Annotated in this window: 26 protein-coding genes and 1 riboswitch; of the genes, 10 read left to right on the top strand and 16 right to left on the bottom strand. The window is 47.9% G+C overall.

Annotated features, from left to right (window positions below; translation table 11 throughout):
- Positions 1-25 precede the first annotated feature (25 nt).
- From ribBA to AC2T15_RS01475, 5 genes are all read right to left on the bottom strand, one after another.
- The gene (gene ribBA / locus AC2T15_RS01495) at positions 26-1,129 is read right to left on the bottom strand and encodes a bifunctional 3,4-dihydroxy-2-butanone-4-phosphate synthase/GTP cyclohydrolase II (protein WP_053103376.1); all 1,104 of its coding nucleotides are present in this window, start codon (positions 1,127-1,129) and stop codon (positions 26-28) included.
- A gap of 61 nt (positions 1,130-1,190) precedes the next feature.
- The gene (locus AC2T15_RS01490; protein ID WP_053101062.1) at positions 1,191-1,850 is read right to left on the bottom strand and encodes a riboflavin synthase; all 660 of its coding nucleotides are present in this window, start codon (positions 1,848-1,850) and stop codon (positions 1,191-1,193) included.
- A gap of 124 nt (positions 1,851-1,974) precedes the next feature.
- Positions 1,975-2,117: riboswitch (FMN riboswitch) on the bottom strand.
- A gap of 176 nt (positions 2,118-2,293) precedes the next feature.
- Positions 2,294-2,671, bottom strand: a complete 378-nt coding sequence (locus tag AC2T15_RS01485) for a DUF6746 family protein (protein WP_199532711.1) — start codon at positions 2,669-2,671, stop codon at positions 2,294-2,296.
- Between the two features lie 157 nt (positions 2,672-2,828).
- Positions 2,829-4,496 carry a cation/acetate symporter ActP gene (gene actP / locus AC2T15_RS01480; protein ID WP_486778547.1) on the bottom strand — a complete coding sequence of 556 codons (1,668 nt, stop codon included), beginning with the start codon at positions 4,494-4,496 and terminating at the stop codon, positions 2,829-2,831.
- Entirely contained in the window at positions 4,493-4,801 is a 309-nt protein-coding gene (locus AC2T15_RS01475; RefSeq protein WP_486778546.1) for a DUF485 domain-containing protein, read from the bottom strand. Before AC2T15_RS01475 ends, actP begins: the two co-directional genes overlap by 4 nt.
- A gap of 450 nt (positions 4,802-5,251) precedes the next feature.
- Here AC2T15_RS01475 and rsxA point away from each other — a divergent pair, with 450 nt between their 5' ends.
- The 6 genes from rsxA to AC2T15_RS01445 are packed head-to-tail and all read left to right on the top strand — an operon-like array spanning position 5,252 to position 11,302.
- Positions 5,252-5,836: an electron transport complex subunit RsxA gene (gene rsxA, locus AC2T15_RS01470; protein ID WP_053101060.1), complete on the top strand. Its 585-nt coding sequence runs from the start codon at positions 5,252-5,254 to the stop codon at positions 5,834-5,836.
- On the top strand, positions 5,833-6,405 hold the full coding sequence (gene rsxB, locus AC2T15_RS01465) for an electron transport complex subunit RsxB (RefSeq protein ID WP_053101059.1): 573 nt from the start codon (positions 5,833-5,835) through the stop codon (positions 6,403-6,405). Before rsxA ends, rsxB begins: the two co-directional genes overlap by 4 nt.
- The gene (gene rsxC, locus AC2T15_RS01460) at positions 6,402-8,852 is read left to right on the top strand and encodes an electron transport complex subunit RsxC (protein ID WP_486778545.1); all 2,451 of its coding nucleotides are present in this window, start codon (positions 6,402-6,404) and stop codon (positions 8,850-8,852) included. The genes rsxB and rsxC overlap by 4 nt, the downstream gene beginning before the upstream one ends.
- Before the next feature lie 50 nt (positions 8,853-8,902).
- Positions 8,903-9,937 (top strand): RnfABCDGE type electron transport complex subunit D, encoded by a 1,035-nt coding sequence (locus AC2T15_RS01455; protein ID WP_053101057.1) that lies wholly within the window; start codon positions 8,903-8,905, stop codon positions 9,935-9,937.
- Complete coding sequence (gene rsxG / locus AC2T15_RS01450; protein ID WP_231692543.1) at positions 9,937-10,590, top strand: electron transport complex subunit RsxG; 654 nt, start codon at positions 9,937-9,939, stop codon at positions 10,588-10,590. The genes AC2T15_RS01455 and rsxG overlap by 1 nt, the downstream gene beginning before the upstream one ends.
- A 1-nt stretch (position 10,591) precedes the next feature.
- On the top strand, positions 10,592-11,302 hold the full coding sequence (locus tag AC2T15_RS01445) for an electron transport complex subunit E (protein WP_053101055.1): 711 nt from the start codon (positions 10,592-10,594) through the stop codon (positions 11,300-11,302).
- Between the two features lie 75 nt (positions 11,303-11,377).
- On the opposite strand, the gene AC2T15_RS01440 is transcribed toward AC2T15_RS01445, so the two are convergent.
- Positions 11,378-11,749 (bottom strand): hypothetical protein, encoded by a 372-nt coding sequence (locus AC2T15_RS01440; protein WP_486778544.1) that lies wholly within the window; start codon positions 11,747-11,749, stop codon positions 11,378-11,380.
- 150 nt (positions 11,750-11,899) lie between these two features.
- Positions 11,900-13,132: a dicarboxylate/amino acid:cation symporter gene (locus tag AC2T15_RS01435; RefSeq protein WP_486778997.1), complete on the bottom strand. Its 1,233-nt coding sequence runs from the start codon at positions 13,130-13,132 to the stop codon at positions 11,900-11,902.
- A gap of 312 nt (positions 13,133-13,444) precedes the next feature.
- Here AC2T15_RS01435 and AC2T15_RS01430 point away from each other — a divergent pair, with 312 nt between their 5' ends.
- Genes AC2T15_RS01430 through AC2T15_RS01420 form a run of 3 tightly spaced genes read left to right on the top strand, consistent with a single transcriptional unit; the run spans position 13,445 to position 16,223 of the window.
- Entirely contained in the window at positions 13,445-14,620 is a 1,176-nt protein-coding gene (locus AC2T15_RS01430) for an FAD-dependent oxidoreductase (RefSeq protein WP_486778543.1), read from the top strand.
- Complete coding sequence (locus AC2T15_RS01425) at positions 14,617-15,435, top strand: aldo/keto reductase (RefSeq protein ID WP_486778542.1); 819 nt, start codon at positions 14,617-14,619, stop codon at positions 15,433-15,435. Before AC2T15_RS01430 ends, AC2T15_RS01425 begins: the two co-directional genes overlap by 4 nt.
- Positions 15,432-16,223 (top strand): IclR family transcriptional regulator, encoded by a 792-nt coding sequence (locus AC2T15_RS01420; protein ID WP_053101051.1) that lies wholly within the window; start codon positions 15,432-15,434, stop codon positions 16,221-16,223. Before AC2T15_RS01425 ends, AC2T15_RS01420 begins: the two co-directional genes overlap by 4 nt.
- Before the next feature lie 46 nt (positions 16,224-16,269).
- Here the strand turns inward: AC2T15_RS01420 and AC2T15_RS01415 are convergent, their stop codons facing one another.
- The 8 genes from AC2T15_RS01415 to folB form a co-directional block, all read right to left on the bottom strand.
- Positions 16,270-17,766 (bottom strand): CoA-acylating methylmalonate-semialdehyde dehydrogenase, encoded by a 1,497-nt coding sequence (locus tag AC2T15_RS01415; RefSeq protein WP_486778541.1) that lies wholly within the window; start codon positions 17,764-17,766, stop codon positions 16,270-16,272.
- Between the two features lie 30 nt (positions 17,767-17,796).
- Positions 17,797-18,957, bottom strand: a complete 1,161-nt coding sequence (locus tag AC2T15_RS01410; protein WP_053101049.1) for an iron-containing alcohol dehydrogenase — start codon at positions 18,955-18,957, stop codon at positions 17,797-17,799.
- A gap of 37 nt (positions 18,958-18,994) precedes the next feature.
- Entirely contained in the window at positions 18,995-20,383 is a 1,389-nt protein-coding gene (locus AC2T15_RS01405; RefSeq protein ID WP_286593072.1) for a GntP family permease, read from the bottom strand.
- A 483-nt stretch (positions 20,384-20,866) separates the two neighbouring features.
- Positions 20,867-22,288 (bottom strand): bifunctional D-glycero-beta-D-manno-heptose-7-phosphate kinase/D-glycero-beta-D-manno-heptose 1-phosphate adenylyltransferase HldE, encoded by a 1,422-nt coding sequence (gene hldE / locus AC2T15_RS01400; protein ID WP_486778540.1) that lies wholly within the window; start codon positions 22,286-22,288, stop codon positions 20,867-20,869.
- Positions 22,289-22,320: 32 nt separating this feature from the next.
- Positions 22,321-23,037 (bottom strand): LrgB family protein, encoded by a 717-nt coding sequence (locus AC2T15_RS01395; protein WP_286638613.1) that lies wholly within the window; start codon positions 23,035-23,037, stop codon positions 22,321-22,323.
- Positions 23,027-23,398: a CidA/LrgA family protein gene (locus AC2T15_RS01390; protein ID WP_053101045.1), complete on the bottom strand. Its 372-nt coding sequence runs from the start codon at positions 23,396-23,398 to the stop codon at positions 23,027-23,029. The genes AC2T15_RS01395 and AC2T15_RS01390 overlap by 11 nt, the downstream gene beginning before the upstream one ends.
- Before the next feature lie 14 nt (positions 23,399-23,412).
- On the bottom strand, positions 23,413-23,964 hold the full coding sequence (folK, locus tag AC2T15_RS01385; protein WP_486778539.1) for a 2-amino-4-hydroxy-6-hydroxymethyldihydropteridine diphosphokinase: 552 nt from the start codon (positions 23,962-23,964) through the stop codon (positions 23,413-23,415).
- Positions 23,955-24,308 carry a dihydroneopterin aldolase gene (folB, locus tag AC2T15_RS01380; RefSeq protein ID WP_053101043.1) on the bottom strand — a complete coding sequence of 118 codons (354 nt, stop codon included), beginning with the start codon at positions 24,306-24,308 and terminating at the stop codon, positions 23,955-23,957. The genes folK and folB overlap by 10 nt, the downstream gene beginning before the upstream one ends.
- 64 nt (positions 24,309-24,372) lie before the next feature.
- Here folB and plsY point away from each other — a divergent pair, with 64 nt between their 5' ends.
- Entirely contained in the window at positions 24,373-24,942 is a 570-nt protein-coding gene (gene plsY / locus AC2T15_RS01375; RefSeq protein ID WP_053101042.1) for a glycerol-3-phosphate 1-O-acyltransferase PlsY, read from the top strand.
- Here plsY and tsaD read toward each other — a convergent pair.
- Complete coding sequence (gene tsaD / locus AC2T15_RS01370; RefSeq protein WP_486778538.1) at positions 24,939-25,964, bottom strand: tRNA (adenosine(37)-N6)-threonylcarbamoyltransferase complex transferase subunit TsaD; 1,026 nt, start codon at positions 25,962-25,964, stop codon at positions 24,939-24,941. The two genes, plsY and tsaD, sit on opposite strands and share 4 nt — an antisense overlap.
- Positions 25,965-25,974 lie beyond the last annotated feature (10 nt).

The following is a 25,974-nucleotide window of genomic DNA, read 5'->3' as shown; positions in this document are numbered from 1 at the left end:
AGCAATTAATCGCTCGCCACCCAAGCTAGGCTTGTGGGGAAATGTATTCTACAACTTCTAAGTCGAAACCGGATATAGCATTAAAGCGCATCGGCTTACTCATTAAGCGCATTTTACGTACACCTAGGTCACGCAAAATCTGCGAACCGGCGCCTACAATGCTGTAAGTACCTGGGGCTTTGGGCTTACGGGTTTCTTCTGGATTGAGTTGTAATTCAATTTGATTCAGTAGTTCTGAACCGGTCACGGCGTTGCCTAACAGCAGCACAACTCCTTTACCTGCCTTGGCGACTTCCGCCATGGCAGCACGTAAGCTCCAACGCTCACTTTGTTTGAGCAACAGTAAATCGCGTAATGGATCCATATTGTGCACACGAACCAAAACGGGTTCATCAGCTTCAAACTCACCTAAGGTAATGGCTAAATGCACATCACCATCCACCGAGTCACGGTAGGTCACCATATTAAACTGACCCAACTCACTGTCTAATGGCTGTTCAGAAACGCGCGAAACCGTACGCTCATGAATCAAGCGATAATGAATTAAATCCGCAATGGTGCCAATTTTTAAGCCATGCTGCTCGGCAAACACTTCTAACTCAGGACGGCGTGCCATGCTGCCATCATCATTGATAATCTCGCAAATCACCCCACTCGGCTCACAACCTGCTAAGCGCGCTAAATCACAGGCCGCTTCAGTATGACCTGCTCGCGCTAGCACGCCACCTGGGTGCGCCATCAATGGAAAAATATGGCCAGGGCTAACAATATCGGCTGCCACTGCATCTTTAGCTACTGCCGCTTGTACTGTGCGGGCGCGGTCTTCTGCAGAAATCCCCGTCGAGACGCCTTCAGCAGCTTCAATCGAGACGGTAAAGTTAGTCCCAAAACCTGAACCATTACGTTGCGCCATTAACGGCAACTCTAGGGTTTCACAGCGCTCGCGGGTCATCGGCATACACACTAAGCCGCGGGCATGCTTGATCATAAAGTTAATGTGTTCTGCGGTGACAAATTCCGAGGCAATAATAATATCGCCTTCATTTTCACGATCTTCGTCATCCATCAAGATCACCATTTTGCCTTGACGAATATCTTCAATAATTTCTTCTGGTTTATGTAACGCCATGAAATGCTCTCAATTACTCAAATAAAATTAACACTTAGTGAACCTAAACTGCCTAGGTGCGCTACAAAAATCCATGCTCAGCCAAAAAAGCTTGGGATAAAGTACTAGAGCCTGCAGGCTCTGCAGCTTTATCACCCAATAATAACCGCTCAAGGTAGCGAGCAATCAGGTCAATCTCTAGATTAACCAAGCTGCCACTGCGGTATTCGCCCATAATGGTTTCTTGCAAGGTATGGGGCACTATCGTCAGCTCAAATTCAGCGCCATCGACTGCATTCACCGTTAAGCTCACACCATCGACAGTAATCGAGCCTTTCATCGCGATATAACGCGCCAGTTCTTTGGGTGCCCGTACCTTAAACTGGATCGCGCGCGCATTGTCTTCACGGCTAATAATTTCACCCACACCATCGACGTGGCCACTGACTAAGTGTCCCCCTAAACGAGTGGTGGGAGTTAGGGCTTTTTCTAAATTGACTTGGCTGCCTTGCTTAAGATTAACAAAGCCTGTGCGCTCTAAGGTTTCGCGGCTTACATCAGCGGCAAAACCATCACCTGGTAACGCGACCGCTGTTAAGCAAATCCCATTTACCGCAATGCTATCGCCAAGCTTCACATCTGATAAATCAAGCTTTCCTGTGGCGACTTCTACACGCACGTCTCCACCTTTCGGCGTAATGCTACGTATTTGGCCAACGGCCTCAATTATTCCAGTAAACATCTATCGATCTCCTGTTTAATAAAACAGGGCAAAATTGGATCGAAAGGGAAATTCGCTCGGCTCTACTCACCCTTCACTGCTGGCATCAACCGGCAGCACTGGTTAAGCACACCTTGCTGATTTTTCCCGCTCTCTCTCATCCGGACTATAACCGTCGGCTTTGGCTTTTCACCAAATCTGCTGACCTTGCTGGGGAAGCAAGCGCTCGCGGGCTGAGTCTAAGACTTTACCGCCGGTGGGGACTTACACCCCGCCCTGAGAACGTTTGAACTGTTAACAGTTCGCTGTGCGTTTTACCATATTTAGCAGGTAATTACACCCACCTAACACTTTATCTGCACCCAAACAGCCAGGTTAATACCTGCTGCAAAATGCACAAAGCCCTGATAGTCACCTACCAGGGCTTTGTTAAACGCGCAGTAATAAGCTCGCAAGCCTAAAACTTACTTAACGATTTTACGCGAAGTTTCTAAGTACAAAGGCGCGTTCTTTTTCAGCTTTTCACGGTCGAAGGTTTCAGAAGCAACGTGCACTTCTTCTAATACATCAGCTAGATCATCCAGCTCTTCTTCCATTTTCTCTAAAGCCACTTCTAAGGTGTAGGTTAACTGATGAATTTGCACTAGATCTTCATCTGTGTACTCACCTTTTTTAACGATAGCTTCTAGGCGATTGTTGTACTCAGAGAAGTTCTTTACTGCAGCTTCTAAGGTAGGTGATGGCTCACCTTTAAAATGATCCACGCGATCATCTGCAACCACGGCACCTGCACCCATCATTAAACCTGCTGCGAGCACTGCAGTATTAAGCATTTTTTTCATAACAAGTCCTACTTGTGAATAAGAATAATTTACCCGACAAAATCTACCAGCAGTTAATTACAAATGCAAACCAATCTTAATTAGATTCGCTAATAAATAGTGCCCATAAAAAAGGGCGACCCATGGATCGCCCTTTTACGGTTTAAGTTACTGATGATTAATGATCAACCGCTCCAGTTCGGCCAATACCAGTTTGACTACGCACGGTCAGTGCATCAAAGGCATCACGCTCGGCTTGGGCACTCTTACCTTTATCAGTTACTGAGAAGAACCAAATAGCTAAGAAAGCTAATGGAATCGAAAAGATACCAGGATTCGGGAAAGGTGCGATTGGCTCAGCATTACCAAATACATCCACCCACACGGTTTTACTTAATACTACCCATACGGTAGCGAAAATTAAGCCTAAGAAACCGCCGATAGTGGCTCCACGAGTCGTACAACCGCGCCATGAGATCGACAGCACCAGCACTGGGAAGTTAGCACTTGCAGCAATAGCAAAGGCTAAGCCCACCATGAAGGCAACGTTTTGGTTTTCAAACACGATACCTAACAAAATGGCTAATCCACCTAACACCAGAATCGAGATTTTAGAAATCCGCATTTCTTGCGCTTCAGTTGAACGACCACGGGCAATCACGTTGGCATACAGGTCATGGGCAATAGTTGCCGCACCAGCCAAGGCTAACCCAGCGACTACTGCAACAATGGTAGCGAAAGTAACAGCCGCTAAGAAGCCTAATAACAAGCTACCACCCACCGCGTTGGATAAGTGTACGGCCGCCATGTTGGTTCCACCAATCAAGCCGTTGATCAGATCAAAAGAACCATCAGGGCCGGTATGGAAGTACTCAGGGTGACGTACTAATAACGCAATCGCACCGAAACCAATAATAAAAGTAAGTACATAGAAGTAACCAATGAAACCACTCGCCCAAATTACCGACTTACGTGCTTCTTGCGCGCTGGATACGGTGAAGAAGCGCATTAAGATGTGCGGCAAACCTGCTGTACCGAAGGCTAAGGCAATACCTAATGACAAAGCATTCAAAGGATTGCTACTCACCGCCGCACCAGGGGCCATTAGTTCGCTATGGGTTGGGTGTACTCGCACCGCTTCCGCCAACATGGCATCTGGACTCCAGTTAAAGGCGTAGAGCACCAGCGCTGACAGTAAGGTAGCACCAAACAGCATCAGTACCGCTTTAATGATTTGTACCCAAGTAGTCGCTGTCATACCGCCAAAGAATACATAAATCATCATCAGCGCGCCGATAATCACTACTGCCATCTTGTACTCAATACCAAACAGCAGCACGATCAATTTACCGGCACCTACCATCTGCGCAATTAAGTACAGGGCAATAATCAGCAACGAAGCACTGGCAGCTAAAATGCGCATCGGGGTTTGCTTTAAACGGAATGCCGTTACATCCGCAAAGTTAAAACGTCCCAGGTTACGTAGCCGCTCTGCGACCAAGAACATAACCACTGGCCAACCAAACAAGAAGCCAATCGCATAAATTACGCCATCAAAACCACTGACGTAGACCATACCGGCAATTCCTAAGAACGAAGCCGCCGAGATATAGTCACCAGCAATCGCTAAGCCGTTTTGGAAGCCCGAAATACCGCCACCGGCCGTATAGAAATCCGACGTAGTTTGAGTTTTACGGGCGGCCCACCAAGTAATAACCATGGTTCCGGCAATAAATAATAAAAACATGACAATGGCTGAAGTGTTAGCTTGCGCACTGCCGGATTCAGCCCATACAGGTGTCGAGAATAAGGCGAGTAGACTGGTCACCACTAGAGATTTTTTCATTCTACATCCCTCACCACCTGGTCTAATAAAGGATCAAATACCTTATTAGAGAAGTACACATAAATCGCAATCATGATGACTGCCACCACAATAATTAATACACCGAGTAATACCCCGATACTCATGGTCCAGCCTGCAGCCACTGGGCGTGCAAACATATGTGGCATATAGGCAAGCGTTAAAATAAAGCTTGCATATAACGCCAGCGCGATACCAAAAAACAGGTTACTTAGGCGAGTGCGTCTCTGTACTAGCTCGTGATATTTAGGGTGTTTTAGCACCTCTGCTACAATGTCTTTTTGCATAACAATGTTTCCCTTTTTGGGGCTTCGTCTGCCATGATGAGCAAACGATTGCCTTTTGTTTCTGAATAAGGCTGCGGTGAACAGCATTCAGCTTTTTATTAATGGCTAGAGTTATCGCTGGATAAGCGAAATAAATGTGCTGTGGGTCGGTCAGTACTCCTTAACTGAAAACAGATTTATCGCCACTAAAACTAGGGCAACACTGGGTATAGGTAACAAGCTGCAAATGTAATTCCTGCAAGGGTTAGATGCAGCCGACCTTGGTCGAATAATGCGACCAATGTATCAATCTGTTACACCTGTTAACTCGCTTCAACAGCAGTTGCCCTTGGCAGTGGTTATGAGTACTGACAGAAATAGCTTAATCACGGCTTATCCCTTGTACCCCTTCTAGGGCTGCAGGATAATGGCCACTCTTTATTTAATTTTGCTTTGATAGACAGGCGCAGCATGACTGAACTTGCTCTGATAATGATCAGTGCCATTCTGGTAAATAACTTTGTACTGGTGCAGTTTTTAGGTCTTTGCCCCTTTATGGGCGTATCTAAAAAAGTAGAAACCGCGATTGGCTTAGCTCTTGCCACTACCTTTGTGCTCACCTTGGCGGCGATGAGTAGTTACTTGCTACAACAGTACGTGCTCAAGCCCTTGAATATCGAATTTTTACGAACCATTAGCTTTATTTTAGTGATTGCCGTGGTAGTGCAATTTACCGAAATGGTGGTAAACAAAACCAGCCCGATGCTGTATCGCGTACTCGGTATTTTCTTACCACTGATTACCACCAACTGCATTGTGCTAGGGGTCGCTTTATTAAATGCCAATCACAGCGAATACACTTTCGTTACCGCCACCCTAAATGGCTTTGCCGCAGGCTTAGGCTTCTCACTGGTGTTAGTGTTATTTGCTGCGATGCGTGAACGAATTGCGATTGCCGATGTGCCTAAACCCTTCCAAGGGGCAGCGATCGGCATGATCACAGCAGGCCTAATGTCATTAGCTTTTATGGGCTTTAGTGGGTTAATTAAGCTATGAGTTTGTTACTGATCGCAGTGCTGGCCCTAGTGGGTCTATGTCTGATCTTTGGCGCTATTCTAGGGTTTGCTGCCGTTCGCTTTAAAGTCGAAGGCGATCCGATTGCTGAACAGATCAACGCCCTGTTACCACAAACCCAGTGTGGCCAGTGTGGTTATCCTGGCTGCAAACCCTATGCCGAAGCAATTGCCGCAGGCGATAAAATTAACAAGTGCCCCCCTGGCGGCGAAGCAACCATTCAAGCCTTGGCCGATTTATTAGACGTAGAGCCTGAACCTCTGGATGCAGTTGAAGGTGAAAAGCCCGAAATGGTGGCTTATATTCGTGAAGCGGAATGTATTGGTTGCACGAAATGTATTCAGGCCTGTCCAGTAGACGCTATTTTGGGCGCAGCACGGCAAATGCATACCGTGATTGTCAGCGAATGCACGGGCTGCGATCTCTGTGTCGAGCCTTGCCCGGTCGACTGTATTGATATGATCCCAGTGGGTGTTTCTCTGCACTCTTGGAAATGGGAGCAACCTTTAGCGCCCGGTCAGTTAATTGCGACCGATAAGGCTGTGTTATGAGTGTAGCCAGTAGTAATTCAATGAAAACGTATCCCCTGACCGGCGGCATTTATCCGCCCGAACGTAAAACACTGTCCAATCATGCCCCCATTCAGCCGGTACCCTTGGCTAAACACTATATTATTCCTTTACAGCAATCCCTCGGTGCACCGGCTAAACCCTGTGTCACCGTTGGTCAGAAAGTACTCAAAGGTCAATTATTGGCCACGCCCAATGGCTTAGTCAGTGCTGCCGCCCATGCGCCAACCTCAGGTACAATTCAGGCCATTGAAGCGCGCCCTTACCCACATCCCTCTGGCGAGGACAGCTTGGCCATTGTGTTGGATGCCGATGGCCACGATCAGTGGGCCGAGTTACAGCCTATTACTAATTATCAGCGGCTCGATAAAGCCGAGTTACTTGAGCGAATCCGTTGGGCCGGGATCAGTGGTTTGGGTGGTGCAGGCTTTCCTACGGCCGTTAAAGTCGCCAGTAGCCAGCCGATCCATACCCTGATTATCAATGGTGCTGAGTGCGAACCTTACATTACCGCGGATGACCGCTTAATGCGTGAGCGTGCGGACTTATTAGTGCAAGGCATTGAGATTTTGGCCCATTTAATTGAGCCCCAGCAGATTCTGTTGGGAATCGAAGACAATAAGCCTGAGGCTATCGCTGCAGTCCGCGCCGCCGTGGCAGAGCGCCCCATACAGGTGGTGAGTTTTCCAACTAAATACCCATCCGGCGGAGAAAAACAGCTGATTCAAATTCTGCTCGGTCAAGAAGTGCCCCATGGTCAACTGCCTGCGGATATTGGCGTGCTCTGTCAAAATGTGGGAACAGCGGTCGCCATTGCTGAAGCGATCAATCAGGGCAAGCCCTTAATCTCGCGGATCACTACCTTAACCGGTGACGCCTTTTACAGCCCCACCAACGTTGAAGCCTTAATCGGCACCCCGATTGAGCACCTGCTGAACTTTGCCGGCTTAAATCAACAACGTTTACATCGTTTGATCATGGGCGGCCCAATGATGGGCTTTACACTGCTTAATACTCAGGCTCCAGTCATTAAAACCACTAACTGTTTACTGGCCGCTACCGCTGACGAACTACCTGCTCCTGCACCTGCTATGCCTTGTATTCGTTGCGGTGACTGTGCGCAGGTGTGCCCTGTGAGCCTCTTGCCCCAGCAGCTACATTTTTATGCACTAGGTAATGACCACGAACAACTGCAAGCCCATGATCTCTTTGATTGCATTGAGTGTGGAGCCTGTGCCTACATGTGCCCCTCGAGCATTCCTTTGGTGCAGTACTATCGTGCAGCTAAAGCCGAGATTCGCGATGCCGAACGTAAACTACAAAAAGCCGAACATGCCCGCATTCGTTTTGAGCAGCGCCAAGAACGCTTACGCTTAGAAGAAGAGCGCAAAGAAGCTGAGCGCCAAGCCCGTGCCGAACGGGCCGCTCAAGCCCGTGCGGCAAGCAGCAAAGTGGCACCCACGGCCAGTCAAGCACCTAGCACCGATCATGATGAGCAGCTTAAGCGCTTAAAAATTGAAGCCAGCATGGCTCGGGTAGCTCTCACTAAAGCGCAAAAACAGCTTGCCGAACATGGCACCGAAGCGCTACAGGCGCAAGTGCAACAGCTCGAACAGGTAGCCAGCGCGGCCCAAGCAGCTTATCAACAAGCAGCGGCTAAACAGCCAAGCGCAGCGCCCAGCAGCCAGTCACCGTCAGATGCTGAGTTGAAAAAAGCTAAAATCGATGTAGCCATGGCCAAAGCCAATCTGCGCAAAGCCGAACGCAATCAGGCGCCCGCAGAAGAGCTAGTCCCACTACAACAGCTACTTGATCAAGCAGAGCAAGCCTTAGCCGCTCTGACCAGCACCAGTGCTACCACAGCTAAAGCCAGCATTACCAGTCAAGACGATGCGACCTTGAAAAAAGCCAAAATTAATCTGGCAATGGCCAAAGCCAACTTACGCAAAGCTGAACGCGCTAACGCTGATCAAGTTACCCTTGATTCTTTAAGCCAAACTCTTATAGCAGCCGAACAGCAAGTAAAGGCGCTGACCACCACTGAGGCAACACCTCAGCCAAAGGCCACCAATGCAACAACAGATGCCCTAAAAAAAGCCAAAATTGAAGTCGCCATGGCTAAAGCCAATCTGCGTAAAGCCGAGCGGGCCGAAGCAGATCCTGCAGAAATAACTGGGCTGCAAACATTACTCAATACAGCCGAGGCCGAACTGAAGCGACACAGTGCGCCAGTCAACACAACCCCTAGTGCCGACACCGCTAGCAAGCCCTCAGCAGCCGATCCGCTCAAGCAAGCAAAAATTGCCATGGCCATGGCCAAGGCTAATCTGCGCAAAGCTGAACGCAATCAAGCCGATGCCGAGACGTTAACGCAATTACAAACAGAACTAACCCAGGCCGAACGGCGTTTAACCGAGCTAACACCGTAATGCCTGCTGCACCCTGACTTTACGGTGCTTTTGATATTTTTGGAGTTTCAATGGCCTTGCCACGAATCACCTCACCCCATGCTAAAAACAGCAACCGAACCCAACGCGTGATGCTATGGGTGCTAGCTGCTGCCTTACCCGGGCTGTTCACCCTATGTTATTTTTATGGCATTGGACCACTGCTTAATCTTCTGTTCGCCAGTGTATTTGCGCTCGCTTTTGAAGCTACGGTATTAGCAATACGGCAACGACCCATTCGATTTTTTCTCTCCGACGGCAGCGCCCTAGTCACCGCACTGCTGCTAGCGCTGGCACTCCCCCCCTACGCTCCTTGGTGGCTGGTACTAGTGGCGGTAGGTTTTGCGCTATTAATCGGTAAACATTTATTTGGCGGCCTTGGTCAAAACCCATTTAACCCTGCGATGTTGGGCTATGTGGTGGTGCTGGTCTCGTTTCCGATTGAAATGACCACCTGGCCCCACAGCAACAGTGATTGGCACAGCGGTCTTACCTATAGCTTGGGCTTAGCCCCAGTCATTGATGGCTGGAGCCAAGCCACCGCCTTAGATGTATTAAAAACCAATCAAAGCCTAACCATCGCTGAACTTCAGCAACAATCTTCAGCCTTTGGCCATTGGGGTGGGGTTGCCAGTGAGTGGGTTAACCTTGCTTTTTTAGTCGGTGGTATTTTATTACTGGCTAAAAATATTATTCGTTGGCAGGCTCCCATCGCCATGCTAGCCGCCCTTAGCCTAATGAGTTTAGTGTTCTGGAATGGAACAGGCTCTGCTTCCCATGGCTCACCTTTATTTCATCTACTAACCGGCGCCACCATGCTCGGGGCTTTTTTTATTGTTACTGACCCCGTATCAGGTGCTACCAGCAACTTAGGTCGCCTTATCTTTGGTGCTGGGGTAGGTATCTTGCTGTACATCATCCGTGCCTGGGGCAGTTATCCAGATGCCCTTGCTTTTGCCGTACTCTTAATGAACATGTGCGCTCCAACCATTGATTACTTTACTAAGCCGCGCACTTACGGGCACACCCAAGCTAAGCGCAGCTTTAACACCTCAGGAGAGCAATAATGTTGCCAGAACTGAGCCGCTCTATGCTAAAAAACAGCAGCGTATTAGCTGTCTTTGCCGCAATTACCGTGGCCGTAGTCGCTTTTACCCAACTTTCAACTGCCGAGCGTATCGAGCAATCCATCCAACAAGCCCGTGAGCTGGCCTTAGCTGAGGTATTACCACCGAGTCTATACGATAATGCGTTGCTCGATTCGATGACATTGGTGGATGATCCGCTGCTCAGCAACACTCAGCCCTCCCCCCTATATGTCGCCACCCTAAACGGTAAGCCTAGTGCTTTGGTGTTTAATGCCACTGCGCCAGATGGTTACAGCGGCTCGATTCGTTTACTGATTGCGGTGCTGGCCAACGGCCAAATCAGTGGCGTGCGGGTCATTCAACATAAAGAAACGCCAGGCCTAGGGGATAAAATCGAGTTAGCTAAAAGCCCATGGATTTTAAGCTTTAATGGTAAAAGCCTCACCCAGCCCGCTATCGAGCACTGGGGCGTTAAAAAAGATCAAGGTGAATTTGATCAGTTTGCCGGTGCAACCATTACGCCACGTGCAGTGGTTAAGGCCACCCAACAAGCGCTAGTGTTTTTTGATCAGCGCCAACAGGATATTTTCAACACCTATTTAGCCCAGCAAGGGGTGCCTGAGGAGGAATAATATGAGCGTCAACTTTAAACAGCTCACGCTAAACGGCCTATGGCATAACAACCCAGGCTTAGTGCAACTACTAGGACTTTGCCCGCTGTTAGGCACCAGCAACTCAACAGTGAATGCCCTTGGACTGGCGATTGCTACTGCCCTAGTTTTAATGTTCTCTAACGCTGCAGTATCATTAATTCGCCACTCGGTAACGCCTGCGGTACGCTTGCCTGCTTTTGTGATGATTATTGCTGCACTTACCACCTGTATCGAATTATTGATGCAAGCCTTTACCTATGAGCTGTACCAAATTTTAGGGATTTTTATTCCGCTGATTACAACCAACTGCATTATTTTAGGTCGTGCTGAAGCTTTTGCCGCAAAAAATGATGTGCTTAGTGCTAGCTATGATGGTTTTATTATGGGCGTTGGTTTTGGGCTAGTGCTTATTATCATTGGCGCTACCCGCGAGTTACTGGGAACAGGCGTGCTGTTTGATAATATGCACCTACTACTGGGTGGCCAAGCGGAACAATGGCGCTGGGTGGTTTTTCCTAACTATCAAGGTTTTTTATTGGCGATCTTGCCACCAGGGGCTTTTATTGTACTGGGCTTATTAATCGCTCTAAAAAATGCGATTGATGATTTTATTGCTGCCCGCAGCGTGCAAAGCACACCAGAAGCCAGTGCGGCAGATCGCCGAGTACGGGTTACCGGAGTCATTGAGTAAACCACAATTATTGGCTTCTAGTGTCTTGCCGTGCTAGGAGCCATGTTTGTCAGTCTGCCCCTCATCTTAGCTCTATTAGCTGCCTAACGTGGCTTCTCCCGCCAGCTCAGCAGCCAGTGCCCACCCCGTAGTTTCTAAAATCGCCACTGAAATGGTTGGTGCCACTAATTGACCCAACACCGGCACCAACTTAGAAACCTCTTTACCTACCATCTTAATCGGCTGTTGCAACATCGCTCGCTTGAGCGCTGCTAAGGCCATCGCTTTTCCAGCGCTGCGAGTTAGACTGCTGCCAAAGACGCCCGCCAGGCGTACCGCCATAGTGGTTAAAGCTGCTGTATCGGCTGCAAAGCCTAAGCCAGGGACTGGCACTAAGTTACCTGCACCCACTAGCACGGCTGATGAGTGAATAATTTTACGGCATTGATTTTTTTGCTCAGGTGTCATCTTGCGCTCCTGCGGGTTAGTCGGCCAACCCCTTAATCTTTTAACTTTTACCCTGTATCAGACGCCAAAAACGATAAAATATTCGCTAAAAAAATCGCCGCTCAATTGAGCGGCGATAAACAGTTGCAGCAATTAAGAGGCTACAGCCGCTTAACTATTGCGAATATCCACAGTTTTTAGCACGTGGGGCGTATCATAAAGCGCTTGATCAAGCTGACCTTCACTCTTAGCTATCAGCACTGCTACCGCACTATCGCCAGTAATATTCAAAGTGGTGCGAGCCATATCTAGAATACGATCAATTCCAGCAATAATCGCCACCCCTTCTAACGGTAAACCAACCGAGGTTAGCACCAGCGACAACATAATTAAGCCAGCACCAGGCACCCCAGCGGTACCAATTGAAGCCAAAGTCGCAGTCAAAATAATCGTGATGTACTGCGCCATTGATAAATCAATGCCATAGGCTTGGGCAATAAACAGCACGCACACGCCCTGGTAGAGCGCCGTACCATCCATATTAATCGTGGTACCCAATGGTAATACAAAGCTCGAGACACTACGCGAAACACCTAAGTTACGCTCCGCAGACATCATCGTCACTGGCAAGGTGCCAGCGCTGGACGCACTACTAAAGGCAACAATTGCTGGCTCTAATACACCTTGCGCGTAACGAACTGGATTGAGCTTAGCGACAAACTTAATCAAGCCCATATAAGTAACTACCGCGTGGATGACGCAACCTAAATACACCACGCCAATGACTTTAGCCAACGGCATGAGCATATCTAAGCCGTAGGTGCCCGACACCCAAGTAATCAAGGCAAAAACACCATAGGGGGCAAAGGAAATAATAATATTGGTCAGCTTATAAAACACTTCTGCTAAGCCATCCATTAAATCTTTGACCGGTTTAGCTGCATCGCCTGCCAAGGTGATGGATACGCCAAAAAAAACTGCAAACACAATTACTTGCAGAATATTTCCCTCAGCCATTGAAGCAATAGGGTGGACCGGTACCATAGCCACAATGGTTGAAACTAAGCTTGGTGCCTCTTTCGCGGTAGCCGCGGCTGCAGCGCCTAAATCTACCCCGACACCGGGCTGAAAAATAGCTCCTAAAATCAAGCCAATGGTAATCGCTACGGCAGTGGTTAATAGATACCACATAATGGTTTTGACACTGTAGCGGCCCATGGTGGCCATGCTTTTTAACGAAGTAATACCGCTGACTAAAGAAACAAAAATTAACGGTACAATCAGCATTTTGATCCCGTTAATAAATAAGTCGCCTAGTGGCTTAATCTTTTCCGCATACTCGGTATACCCCGTTTGGTTCAAGGTAATCCCTAACACTAACCCCAAGGCCAAACCTATAAAGATCTTCTTCTACAAATCTATTTGCACCCATTTTGCCCATAAACTGAGCGCGTGCCCGCTGTTAGTTGACTGCACCATAACGACCTCAAAGCATTCACTTTGTAGTGAAAAATATAATATTTGCCAAGCCTAGAGATCACCTAAGCGCTGACACAATAAAGGAAGAGTGCTAAGTCAGGCGTTACCTGCTTAGCTGATGGCGCAGCATTATAAAGACAATCGACAGATTTAGGGGCAGAAAACTGCTAACCGATAACATTCAGCCCTTAGCATGAGTCAGCTATACTAACGGTAGTTTTTTTACCAGAGGCTGCTATGTCCCAATTATTAACTACGGATGTGCTCATTGTCGGCGGCGGGATTGCCGGCTTATGGCTCAACGCGCGCTTACGCCAACAAGGCTATAACACCTTACTCATCGAACAGCAGTCTCTAGGTGGCGCACAAACAGTTAAATCCCAAGGGATTATCCACGGTGGCACTAAATATGCACTCCAAGGCGCGCTGACGGGCTCCTCTGAAGCCATTGCTAACATGCCCGAGCGCTGGCGAGCCGCGCTCAATGGCACCGGCGAGCTCGACTTACAAGGAGTAGAACTCTTATCTAACGCCCACTACTTATGGTCACCTGGTTCGATTGCCGGCAACATCACCAGCTTTTTTGCCAGTAAAGCCATGCGTGGCCGCGTTGATCAAGTTAAGGGCGCAGCACTTCCCCCAGCGCTACAACATCCGCAATTTAAAGGCCGAGTTTATCGCTTAGCTGAGCTAGTGCTGAATGTCCCCAGCTTGATTCAACGCTTAGCTGAGTTGGCCGGCGATAGCTTATTACAAGCTAAGCAACTGAAGCCGCTGTACAACAATCAGGCACAACTGATCGGCCTGCAGGCTGATAACTACCTGGTGCAAGCCCAACGGGTAGTGCTCTGCGCGGGTGAAGGCACTGCCGAGCTCCTGAACGCATTGCAACTACAGCAGCCCAAGCAACAACTGCGCCCATTACATATGGTGCTGGTTAAAGGCCAAGCCCTAAAATCGTTGTATGCCCACTGTTTAGGTGGCGGCAGTAAACCGCGGATCACCATTACTACTCATCCTACAACTGATGGTGAGTGGGTGTGGTACTTAGGTGGTAACCTCGCCGAAGCCGATGGTGTTTCACGCTCAGCAGACGAGCAAATTAGCCACGCCCAACAGGAATTAGCTGAGTTAGTACCCTGGCTTGATCAAACCCAACTCAGTTGGCAAACCCTGAGGGTTAATCGTGCCGAACCGGCTCAATCGGGCTTAGTGCGTCCGGATAATGCCTTTTTAGCCGAGCACGATCGACTATTAGTAGGCTGGCCGACTAAACTGGCGTTGGCACCTGATCTGAGCGATCGCGTATTGCATCATTTAACGCAACACGCGATCCAGCCAACGGCTGCGCAAACTTATCCTGATTTACCGCGCCCTGTAGTTGCGCAGCCTGCTTGGGAGACTTTATTTTGACTCGTAGCCTACATGACTTTTATCGCCCACTTGGCCAAGATGGCCCCTTGGTTTCGGCTCTTGGTTTAGGCACCGTAAAACTAGGACGCGATCAAGGCGTTAAATACCCCAATGGTTTTCGCATTCCCGATGATCGGCAAGCGCTTAACCTCTTAGCCCAAGCGCAAGATCTAGGCATTAACCTACTGGATACAGCGCCTGCCTACGGCCTCAGTGAGCAGCGCTTAGGCCAATTACTGCAAGGACAACGTCAAGACTGGGTCATTGTCAGCAAGGTTGGCGAAGAGTTTGAGCAGGGAAAATCTTGGTTTGATTTCTCGGCTAAACATACGCGCTTTTCGGTCGAGCGCAGCTTACAACGCCTCAAAACCGATCACTTAGAAATGGTATTGGTACATTCTGACGGCAATGATCTGGCTATTTTACAAGAGCATGAGGTTTACCAAACCCTTGCTGCGCTTAAGCAAGAGGGGAAAATTGGTCAATTTGGTTTCTCCGGAAAAACCGTTGCTGGAGGCTTAATGGCACTTGAGCAAGGCGACTGTGCGATGGTGACCTTTAACCTAAATGAACAGCACGAGCTGCCAGTGATTGAACAAGCAGCCAAGCAAGGCAAAGCCATTTTGATTAAAAAGGCCCTGGCGAGCGGTCATATTTGCTTAGATCCTGCGATTGATCCAGTACGTGCTAGCTTTGAACTAATCTTTAACCAGCCGGGCGTTACCAGTGCGGTGATAGGCACCATTACTCCCAAGCACCTTGCCGAAAATGCTATTCACGCAGTTGCCGCAATCAAACAAGCTAACAAATCATGACTAACATTTCTGTAAAACGCAGCAAAGGCTCATCTATTAATCGAGTCTTAGAAATCATTGAACTAGTCTCCATCAGTGAGCGCCCCTTATCGCCAGCTGATCTTGCGATTAGCTTAGATATTCCCAAACCGAGTATTCACCGTCTCCTGCAACAGCTAGAAGCAGATGGCTTTGTACAAACGGATTGGCGAGGTCTCATTGTGCCTAGCGGGCGTTTAGTGAAAACGGCAGTCGGTGTTTTAACCAGCAATACTTTGGAAAGCTTACGCCTATCAATTCTTCAACGCCTAGCCACTGAAATAGGTGAAACCTGCGGCATCGCTATCCCCCATAACTTGGAGATGATGTATACCGATCGCGTACAAAGTAACTGGCCACTACAAATTTATTTACCAATAGGTGCAAATGTACCCGTTTGGTGTACTTCAAGTGGCAAGCTTTATTTAAGTTCTTTACCAAAAGCGCAACGTCAGCGACTAATAAAAAATATGCCATTACAGGCGATGACTGGTAATACGCTAACTGAAAAGCATCAGTTAGAAGCGAGTCTGAGCAAAATTGCCGAATCTGGCGTAGGAATTGATAACGAAGAATTTATTGCTGGGATGGTGGCTTGTTCAGTACCCATTCTAAATCCTGACGGACAATATTTTGCTAGCTTGTTCACACATGCGCCAACGATTCGAAAGTCATTAACTGATTTACAAGCATTTGTTCCGCAGTTACAGCTAGCCGCTCAAGAACTGAGCCAGTTACTGGTAGAAAGCTGCAGTTTCAACGAAAACTAAAAAATAATTGCTCGCTTAGCTTGGCGAGCAATTATTAAATCCAGCCTTAGTTCAAGGTAGGCATTGAGAACTGCGCACCTTCACGTACGTTAGCACTCGGCCAACGCTGAGTAATAGTTTTACGACGGGTATAGAAACGTACACCATCCGGACCGTAAGCATATAAGTCACCAAACAATGAACGCTTCCAACCACCAAAGCTGTGGTACGCCACTGGCACCGGTAACGGTACATTAACGCCAACCATGCCCACCATAATTTGATCAGTAAAGTAACGTGCTGCTTCGCCATCGCGGGTATAAATGCAAGTACCGTTACCGTACTCATGATCATTAATCAGCTGCATGGCTTGCTGCATGGTGCTAACGCGCACAATTTGTAGGACTGGGCCAAAAATTTCTTCTTGGTAGCTAGTCATCTTTGGGGTTACCTGATCAATCAGGGTTGCACCGACAAAGAAACCTTGCTCATAACCAGCTGGCTGCAAGTTACGCCCATCAACCACAATTTTTGCACCCTGCTGCTCAGCACTATCAATATAGCCAATCACTTTTTGCTGATGCTGCTGGGTAATTACTGGACCAAAATCATTACTGGTTTCTGAGTACACACCTACTTTTAAGCCTTGCATCGCAACCTGCATACGCTCGATTAGCTCGTCAGCAACCTGATCACCTACTGCAACCGCCACCGATAATGCCATGCAACGCTCGCCAGAAGATCCAAAAGCTGCGCCCAATAACGAGTTAACCACGTTATCTAAATCCGCATCAGGCATAATGATCGCATGGTTTTTCGCACCGCCTAATGCTTGACAACGTTTACCGTTAGCTGCCGCCGTAGAGTAAATATATTCAGCAATTGGGGTTGATCCAACAAAACTTACTGCTTGAATACGTGGATCATGCAATAAGGTATCAACCGCTTCTTTATCACCATTAACGACGTTCATTACGCCATCTGGTAAACCCGCTTCTTTAAGTAACTGAGCAATAAATAAGGTCGAGCTCGGATCACGCTCAGATGGTTTTAAGACAAAACAGTTGCCGCAAACAATAGCCATTGGATACATCCATAATGGCACCATGGCAGGGAAGTTAAACGGAGTGATCCCTGCAACTACACCAAGCGGCTGAAACTCACTCCAAGAATCAATATCAGGGCCGGCATTTTTACTAAACTCGCCTTTCAAAAATTCAGGTGCACCACAAGCATACTCAACGTTTTCGATGCCACGCTGTAATTCGCCGGCCGCATCATGCAAAATTTTACCGTGCTCTTCACCGATTAAACGGCAGATTTCATCAGCATGCTGTTCAAGCAATTCTTTAAAACGAAACATCACTCTTGCACGTTTAATTACGGGCGTATTACGCCATTCTGGAAACGCTTGCTGCGCAGCATCAATCGCTTGCTCAACGGTTTTAGCGCCAGCCAAAGCCACCTCTTTACTGATTTGCCCTGTAGCTGGATTAAAGACAGGTTGAGTACGTACATGATCATCAACCATCTGACCGTTAATTAAATGTCCGACTAACTTCATTATTAATTCCTCTTATATCATGTAATTCAGTTATGCCCAGAGCTGCTGATAAATAGCGACCATTTCAGCAATACTAGGCACTTTAGGATTGTTATTAGGTGATCCAGACGCTAACGCTTGCTCAGCCATGGTCTCTAGCAAGCTATCGAAGCGCGCTTTATCTGCACCAAACTCGGCAAGAGTTGGCACTTTTAGTTCGCGATTAAAGGTCTCTAAGGCAGCAAGTAATTTCTGATTAGCTTGCTCGGTGCTATCGCTAACGCTGGCCACACCGATTGCTCTGGCACAATCTGCATAACGCTCTGGCGCAGCGGGAATGGAAAATGCAGTCACGCTTGGCAGTAGCATGGCGTTAGATAAACCGTGCGGCACATGGAAGAAAGCACCAATTGGACGGCTCATACCATGCACTAAAGCGACCGAAGCCGTAGAAAAGGCAATTCCAGCCAAAGTTGAGCCAAGCATCATCGCCTCACGTGCAACTAAGTCAGTACCGTCTTCATAAACGCGGCGCAGATTAGGACCAATCAAACGCATTGCTGACAAAGCTTGAGCGTCACTAAAGTGGCTGGCTTTTTGGCTAACATAAGCTTCAATCGCATGGGTTAATGCATCAATTCCAGTATCCGCAGTAATTCGTGGCGGTAAGCTCAGAGTTAAATTGACATCAACAATCGCTGCTAGCGGCATAAAGCCAATGCCGACACAAAGCATTTTCTCATCACTGGTTTCATCGGTAATAATCGTGAAGCGTGTGACTTCGGTACCAGTACCTGCGGTGGTAGGAATAGCAATAATCGGAATCCCCTGCTCATTTACTTGGCGTGGGAATTTATAATCACGAATATTGCCGCCATGCTTGCCTAAAATCGCAATCGCCTTGGCGCTATCAATCGGACTGCCACCACCGAGGGCAATAATTACATCAAAATTACTCGCTGTAACTCGCGCTACTCCAGCTTCAATTGAGGCAGCGGTCGGCTCTGGCTCAGTGTCTTCAAACACTTCAGCGATGATACCAGCAGCAGCCAATAGCTCCTGCACTTGCTGGATATAACCCAGTTGCACCATCATTTTATCGGTAATAATCAGTGGTTTAGCACCACCTAGGGTTTGTACAATCTGCGGTAATTTGGCAAGAGCACCTGCACCAATTTCCATAATTTTCGGTAATACAACTGCTACGGACATAATGTCCTCCTCAACTAGCTGACTAGTTTCTGGTTAATTAAAACGATCCAAATAAGGTACCTAAGGCAATTACAGCTACTAGTGCAATTAACGGAATAACCACTGCTACCATGCCAATATCAGGATAAGACTGACGATGGGTTAAACCACAAATAGCTAAAAGACTAATCACCGCGCCGTTATGTGGCAGGGCATCTAAGCCACCAGATGCCATAGAAGCGATACGGTGTAATAGCTCTGGAGAAATGTTGAATTGCGCACCGAGATTCAAATAGGTTTCGCCCATGGTGTTCAACGCGATACTCAGTCCGCCTGAAGCAGAACCAGTAATCCCAGCCAGCACATTGACTACGATTGCTTCAGAAATCAGCGGGTTACTCGGAGATAAGCCAACTAGAAAATCGCGCACCACAATAAAGGCACCTAGTGAGGCAATTACTGAGCCATAACCCACTTCAGATGCGGTATTGAAAATCGGCAATAAAGAACCGAATGCACCTTTGTTGATAGTGTTTTTTAAATCTTGCCAGCGTTTCCAATTACTCACGATTAGCACTAAGCAAGCCAGCACGAGCGCACAGATGATCGCCCAAGTACCCAGCACTGTATTTAAGCTAGTCGCACCGTACTTGGCATCAGCCAGATAAGTGGTATCCAGTAAAGGCAGTAAATATTTAGAGAGCGCAAAGTTGGCGGTAATTACCAAGATAATTGGCAGCAAAGCAAACGTAATACTTGGATCGTTTTCAACGTTGATTTCAACCTGCTCTTCATGGTGTTCGCCATAACCCTCACCTCCTGCAACAGCGTTCTTCACACGGTAGCTCAACCACCACATGCCACCGACCAGCATAATTAAGCCGCCGATAATGCCAAGAATCGGCGCAGCAAAGGCGTCTGTGCTAAAGAATGGCATTGGGATCGCATTTTGAATCGCAGGCGTACCTGGTAAAGCGGTCATGGTGAAAGTTAAAGCCCCTAAAGCAATCGCTCCTGGGATAAAACGCTTAGGTAAATTTGATTCTCTAAATAAGGCGGCAGCGATTGGATAAACCGCAAAGCCCACCACAAATAGCGAAACTCCACCATAGGTCAAAATTCCGCACGCCAATACAATTGATAGTAATGACTGCTGCTGACCTAACTTACTGACTAACCAGCGGGCAATGGTTCGTGCGGCCCCGGAGTCGTCCATCAACTTGCCAAATAATGCGCCGAGTAAAAAAATCGGAAAGTACTTAACGACATAGCCGCCAAGGCTTTGCATAAAGATCTGCGTGTAGGTGCCGAGCAGTACCGCACCCTCACCACTAAACAATACTGCTACCAGCGCCAGAATAGGCGCCAAGACTAGAACGCTGATGCCGCGATAAGCAAGATACATCAGCAACCCAAGCGATAGCACAATTCCAAATAGACCAATCATAAGCGAGCACCTTATTATTTTTGTTTATTTTGATACGATTCATATCATTATTCACAAAAGCAAATAGATCAATGCTTGCTTTCCTGACTTTAGTCTTAGCATTCTGCAGCCCTTACCAGTCCTAGCGATTAAGCATTTTCCAGCGCTATAACTAACCTAAAGTAGTGGTTATAGGATTAAGTGGTTTCTATTAGGCAATAAAAACTCATCTACCAGCCATAGCTGATTTTGGCAGCTAATTGAGTTAGCAGAAGGCAGTCAGATTTAGCATAGAAAGCGTTAAATTACGCAAAAGGCAGCTATTTGTCGCTAAATGGCAAGATAATATTTTTTATATTATTCGAAAAGTACAGAGCTAAATGATAATTTAGCTGAGTTAGCTCAAAGAGCTTTCAGCTTAAATTAAGCACACAGGTTAGAGTTAAAGATTACAGCAGAGGCTGGCTGTAATCCTTAACTAGTAGATTTCCAATCAAAAGCTGGTTATTCAGCGCGGATTTTTTCGACAATCGCAGTGGTTGAGCTGTTTTCAACTAAACCGAGTACCTTCACCTCGCCACCATTGGCTCGCACGATCTCGGCACCGACCACTTGATCAACCGCATAATCGCCGCCTTTTACCAGCACATCGGGCTTTAGTAAACGCAACAGATTTTCCGGCGTGTCTTCGTTAAAGCTCACGACCCAATCCACTGCACCTAAACCAGCCAGCACGGCCATACGGCGATCGACGGCGTTAATTGGCCGACCAGGTCCTTTGAGGCGGGTTACCGAGGCATCACCGTTAATCGCGACCACCAAGCGATCACCTTGGGCTCTGGCTTGCTCTAAATACGTCACATGCCCAGCATGCAAAATATCAAAGCAGCCATTGGTAAACACCACTTTTTCGCCTTGAGCTTTAGCGTCTTCTACTGCCGCTTGTAGTTGCTGCAAGCTTAAAACTCCACGTCCGGCACCATTTTCCCGCTGTAAGGCGCGGCGTAATTCAGGCGCACTTACGGTGGCGGTGCCCAGTTTAGCCACCACAATACCCGCTGCAATATTAGCCAATACCATTGCCTTAGGTAAGGACTCACCAGCGGCTAAGGCAGCGGCCATCGTTGAAATGACTGTATCTCCAGCCCCCGTCACATCAAACACTTCACGGGCTTTCGCCGGTAAATGTAGCGCCGGTAATTGGGGACGTAGCAAGGTCATCCCTTGTTCTCCCCGAGTCACCAATAACGCCTCGAGATCTAACGCTTGCATCAACTCAGCACCTTTTGCCACTAGCTGATGCTCATCCTGACAAGGTCCAACAATTGCCTCAAACTCTGCTAAGTTGGGTGTTAGCAAGGTAGCGCCCTGATAAATCGAGAAGTCTGTCCCTTTGGGATCCACTAACACTGCTACCCCTTGCTGCTTTGCTGCTTGGATCAGGGCCTGATGATTAGCTACAGCCCCTTTGCCATAGTCGGACAAAATCAGCACCTTTACCCCCTGCAGCAAGGTCTCAGTGGCGGCTAAAAAAGCGGCCTGATCCGTCGCAAAAGGCTCTTCAAAATCCATGCGTAGTAACTGCTGATGGCGGCTCATTACCCGCAACTTAACAATGGTTGGCTGTTCAGTACAGACTTGAAAGTGCGTCTCTACTCCAAATGAGTTTAAACGCTCGGTGAGTGCTGAAGCTGCCTCGTCAGCGCCCGTGACGCCAAGCACTTTAACTGGAGCGCCAAGCGCGGCAATATTAAGTGCTACGTTAGCCGCTCCACCTGGGCGATCTTCAATTTGCCCGACTTTCACCACCGGTACCGGCGCCTCAGGCGATATCCGGGAAGTGGCGCCATACCAGTAACGATCCAACATGACATCGCCCACCACCAGCACAGGTGCATTAGCAAACGCCGGTAACGACTGACTCATAGAAACTCCAAAACAGGCAAATAATTTAATAACTAACTAATTAACATATAAACCAATGGCATTAAAACCGCAGTCAATAAGCCCATAATACTCATGGCCAGCGCGGCAAAGGCTCCTTGCTCTTCACCTTCTTGCAGTGAGCGTGCAGTACCTACCGCGTGCGCGGTAATCCCCATGGTTAAGCCAACTGCTGCTGGGTGCGTCACGTTAAATAAACGCAGTAACTCAACCCCGACCATGGCTCCGACAATTCCGGTAATCATCACAAATACTGCGGCCAACGAGGCTGATCCACCAATTTCATCGGCCACCAACATCGCAATCGGACTGGTCACCGACTTGGGCGCCATCGTGCTTAAAATAAAAGGCTCAGCACCAAATAACCAGGCTAACCCCACACCCAAGACCGTCGCTAAGCTCCCGCCAATTAACAGGGTGAAAATTGTTGGCCAAAACACCTGGCGAATCCGTTTTAGGTTTAAATACAAAGGAATCGCCAAGGCCACAGTGGCTGGCCCTAATAATACCGACAGCAAAAAGGTGCCTTCTTTATAGGCCGCATAATCAATATTAAAGGTGACCAAAATACTGATAATAATTACGCACGACACCAATACCGGCTGGAAAATAATCCACTTAGTTTTTTCATACAGGGTTAAAGCAATTTGATAAGCCAACAGCGTTAAACTCACACCAAATAAAGGGTGCGCTACTACAGCTTGTAACGCGGCGTTCCAATCAAGCGTCATGGGATTGCTCCTGTTTTTGTTGTTGGCGACGGATCAAAAACTGCATCAATAAGCCAATAACCACTACAGAAACCAGTACCGAAATCACCAATGAGCCAAAAATTGCCCAAAAATCAGCCATCACAGCATCGGTGTGCGCCATAATCCCAACCGCTGGCGGCGTCAGCAACAACGGCAAATATTTTAATAAGCTACTACTGGCAAGATTAATATTTTCACTCACCCCACCGCGCAGTAAGAGATACACAAACATTAAGACAAAACCCAAGATCGGCCCCGGCAGCATCGGTAAGAACAACACATTTATCGCTGTTCCCAGTAACTGAAACAGAATCAACATACTTAAACCGCGTAATAACATTTGTTGTGCTTCCTCTATGAGTTTGCTGTCACAGCTGCTCTGCCCTGCTGCAAGAGTGTCTCTGGGGTTAATGCCTGCCCTTGCCAATGTAATTGAATGGGCCATAACTGTTGCTTAAGTTGGTTTTCTGCCCAAAGCTGTGCCATGGATTGCTGCAACAGTGGATGCATAACCTCACCTGCCAATAACGCTAAGGGCCATAACACAAAAGCCCGAGTGATAATATCAGCATGGGGTATCGCCACTGGCTGCTGAGTTATCTGCTGATCGAACAGTAGAATATCAATATCTAAGGGGATTCGCTGTTTTTGTGCGGCCTCACGCCCTGCGCGCCGCTCGATTGCTTTTAGCTCTGCCACCAATTCTACTAGTGATAGTGGCGTCATTACCCTCACCACTAAGTTGTAAAAATTAGCCGTATTGATCCCTATCGCTTCACTTTCAAACACCGGTGAGCACTCAACTGGGCCAACTCGCTGCTGTAATAAGCTAAGCCCTTGGGGAAGATGCTGCTGGGGATCAGTATTGCTCCCTAGCCCCAAATAAACACTATGGTTTATCGGCATCCGCGCTCGATCTCCACCCCAACGCCAGCTGCCGCAGGCACTGCGGCCGGCTTGGTGATCTTTAAACGCAACCAAGGCACATTAAAACGGTCCATAATTTCGCGAGTCAGCACCTCAGCAAAAGTTTCCACCAGCTCATACTGTTTGGCTTGTGCAAACTGCTGAATATATTCACTGACAGCTGCGTAATCTAAGGTGAGTGCAATATTATCGCTGCTAGCAGCTGGCTTAATATCCCAAGCCATCTGTACATCTAGATACAATTTCTGGGTTGCAGTCCGCTCCCAGTCATATACACCTATCACGGTATCTACGGCTAAACGTTCAATAAAGATGATATCCACGCCACTAGGTTCTCGTTAAAATATATTGGTTAATTAATGTAGAGGGCTAACCCCTGAGTTATACATGTTCTGGCTACTGATCGTATTTGCCTATCTGTTTGGATCTGTGTCCTTTGCTATTTTGCTGAGTCAGCATTATGGCGGCTTTGATCCGCGTCTCAAAGGCTCAGGCAACCCAGGCGCCACTAATGTATTTCGTGTTTCTGGTAAACGTATCGCTATTTTGACCCTGCTTGGTGATATCAGCAAAGGTTTATTACCGGTATTTTTAGCTTATTTATCTGGCTATTCCACTCAAGCCCAAGCTTGGGTTGGACTAGCCGCAGTCGTTGGCCATCTCTATCCAATATTTTTTAATTTTCGCGGTGGTAAAGGAATTTCAACCGGTGCTGGTATGCTGCTTGGCCTTTATCCGCCCGCAGCGTTGATTGCAATCCTGGCTTGGATTTTAACCTTTCATTTAACCCGCACCAGCTCACTGGCTTCCATGTCAACGCTGCCCTTAAGCTTGCCATTTCTGGCTTGGCGCCAACCAGAAGCCTTAGTGCCAGTCACCTTACTCAGTCTACTGATTGTCTGGCGACACCGACAAAACCTTAAAGATTTATTGCATGGTGCTGAACGACGCTTTTAAAGCGCAGGCAACTCTTCCATCGGCCAACGGGCTCGCACATTAGTGCCCGGTGCATCAACTTGTCCAGCCAATAAACGCTGGCATCCAGCATAGGCAATCATCGCCCCATTATCGGTACAAAAACGCGGTCTGGCATAAAATACTTCACCTTGACGGGCAGCAAGCATGGCATCTAACTCTTGGCGTAACGCCTGATTAGCACTGACCCCACCGGCAATTACTAAGCGCTTTAATCCTTCTTGCTCTAAAGCGCGCTCACACTTAATGGTTAAGGTTTTCACCACGGCTTCTTGGAAAGCATAGGCTAGATCCGCCTTGGCTTGCTGATCAGCAATACCTGACTGCTCAGCCTTATACCAGGCGGTTAGCGTTGAGGTTTTTAAACCACTAAAGCTGAAATCCAAACCCGGACGATCCGTCATTGGCCGCGGCAACTTAAAGCGTCCTGGCTGGCCTTGTTCAGCGAGCTTGGCGATTTCAGGACCTCCGGGATAACGTAATCCCAGCATTTTGGCGGTTTTATCAAAGGCTTCACCGGCTGCATCATCAATTGACTCCCCTAGGACGCGGTACTGACCAATACCATCTACTCGTACTAACTGGGTATGTCCACCTGAAACCAGTAAGGCAATAAACGGAAATTGCGGCGGTTTAGACTCCAGCATCGGGGCCAATAAATGACCTTCCATATGATGCACACCCAAAACTGGCACCTGCCAAGCAAAAGCTAAAGCCTTAGCACAAGAAGCCCCTACCAACAGCGCCCCCACTAAACCTGGGCCTGCGGTATAAGCGATAGCGTCTATTTGCTGTGCTTGTTTATTGGCCTCGGCTAACACCTGCTTAATTAAAGGTAACAAGCGCTTCACATGATCACGGGATGCCAATTCAGGTACGACACCGCCATACACGCGGTGCAAATCAATTTGACTAAACAGCGCATCAGCCAATAACCCTTGCTGACTGTCGTACAGCGCCACCCCTGTTTCATCACAGGATGTTTCGATACCTAAAACCAACATGGTTCTATTT

The sequence above is a fragment of the Thiopseudomonas sp. SA1F2-1K genome, from assembly GCF_057443035.1.
The sequence above is the reverse complement of the archived record's forward strand: the minus strand, read 5'-3'. Positions and strand labels throughout refer to the sequence as shown.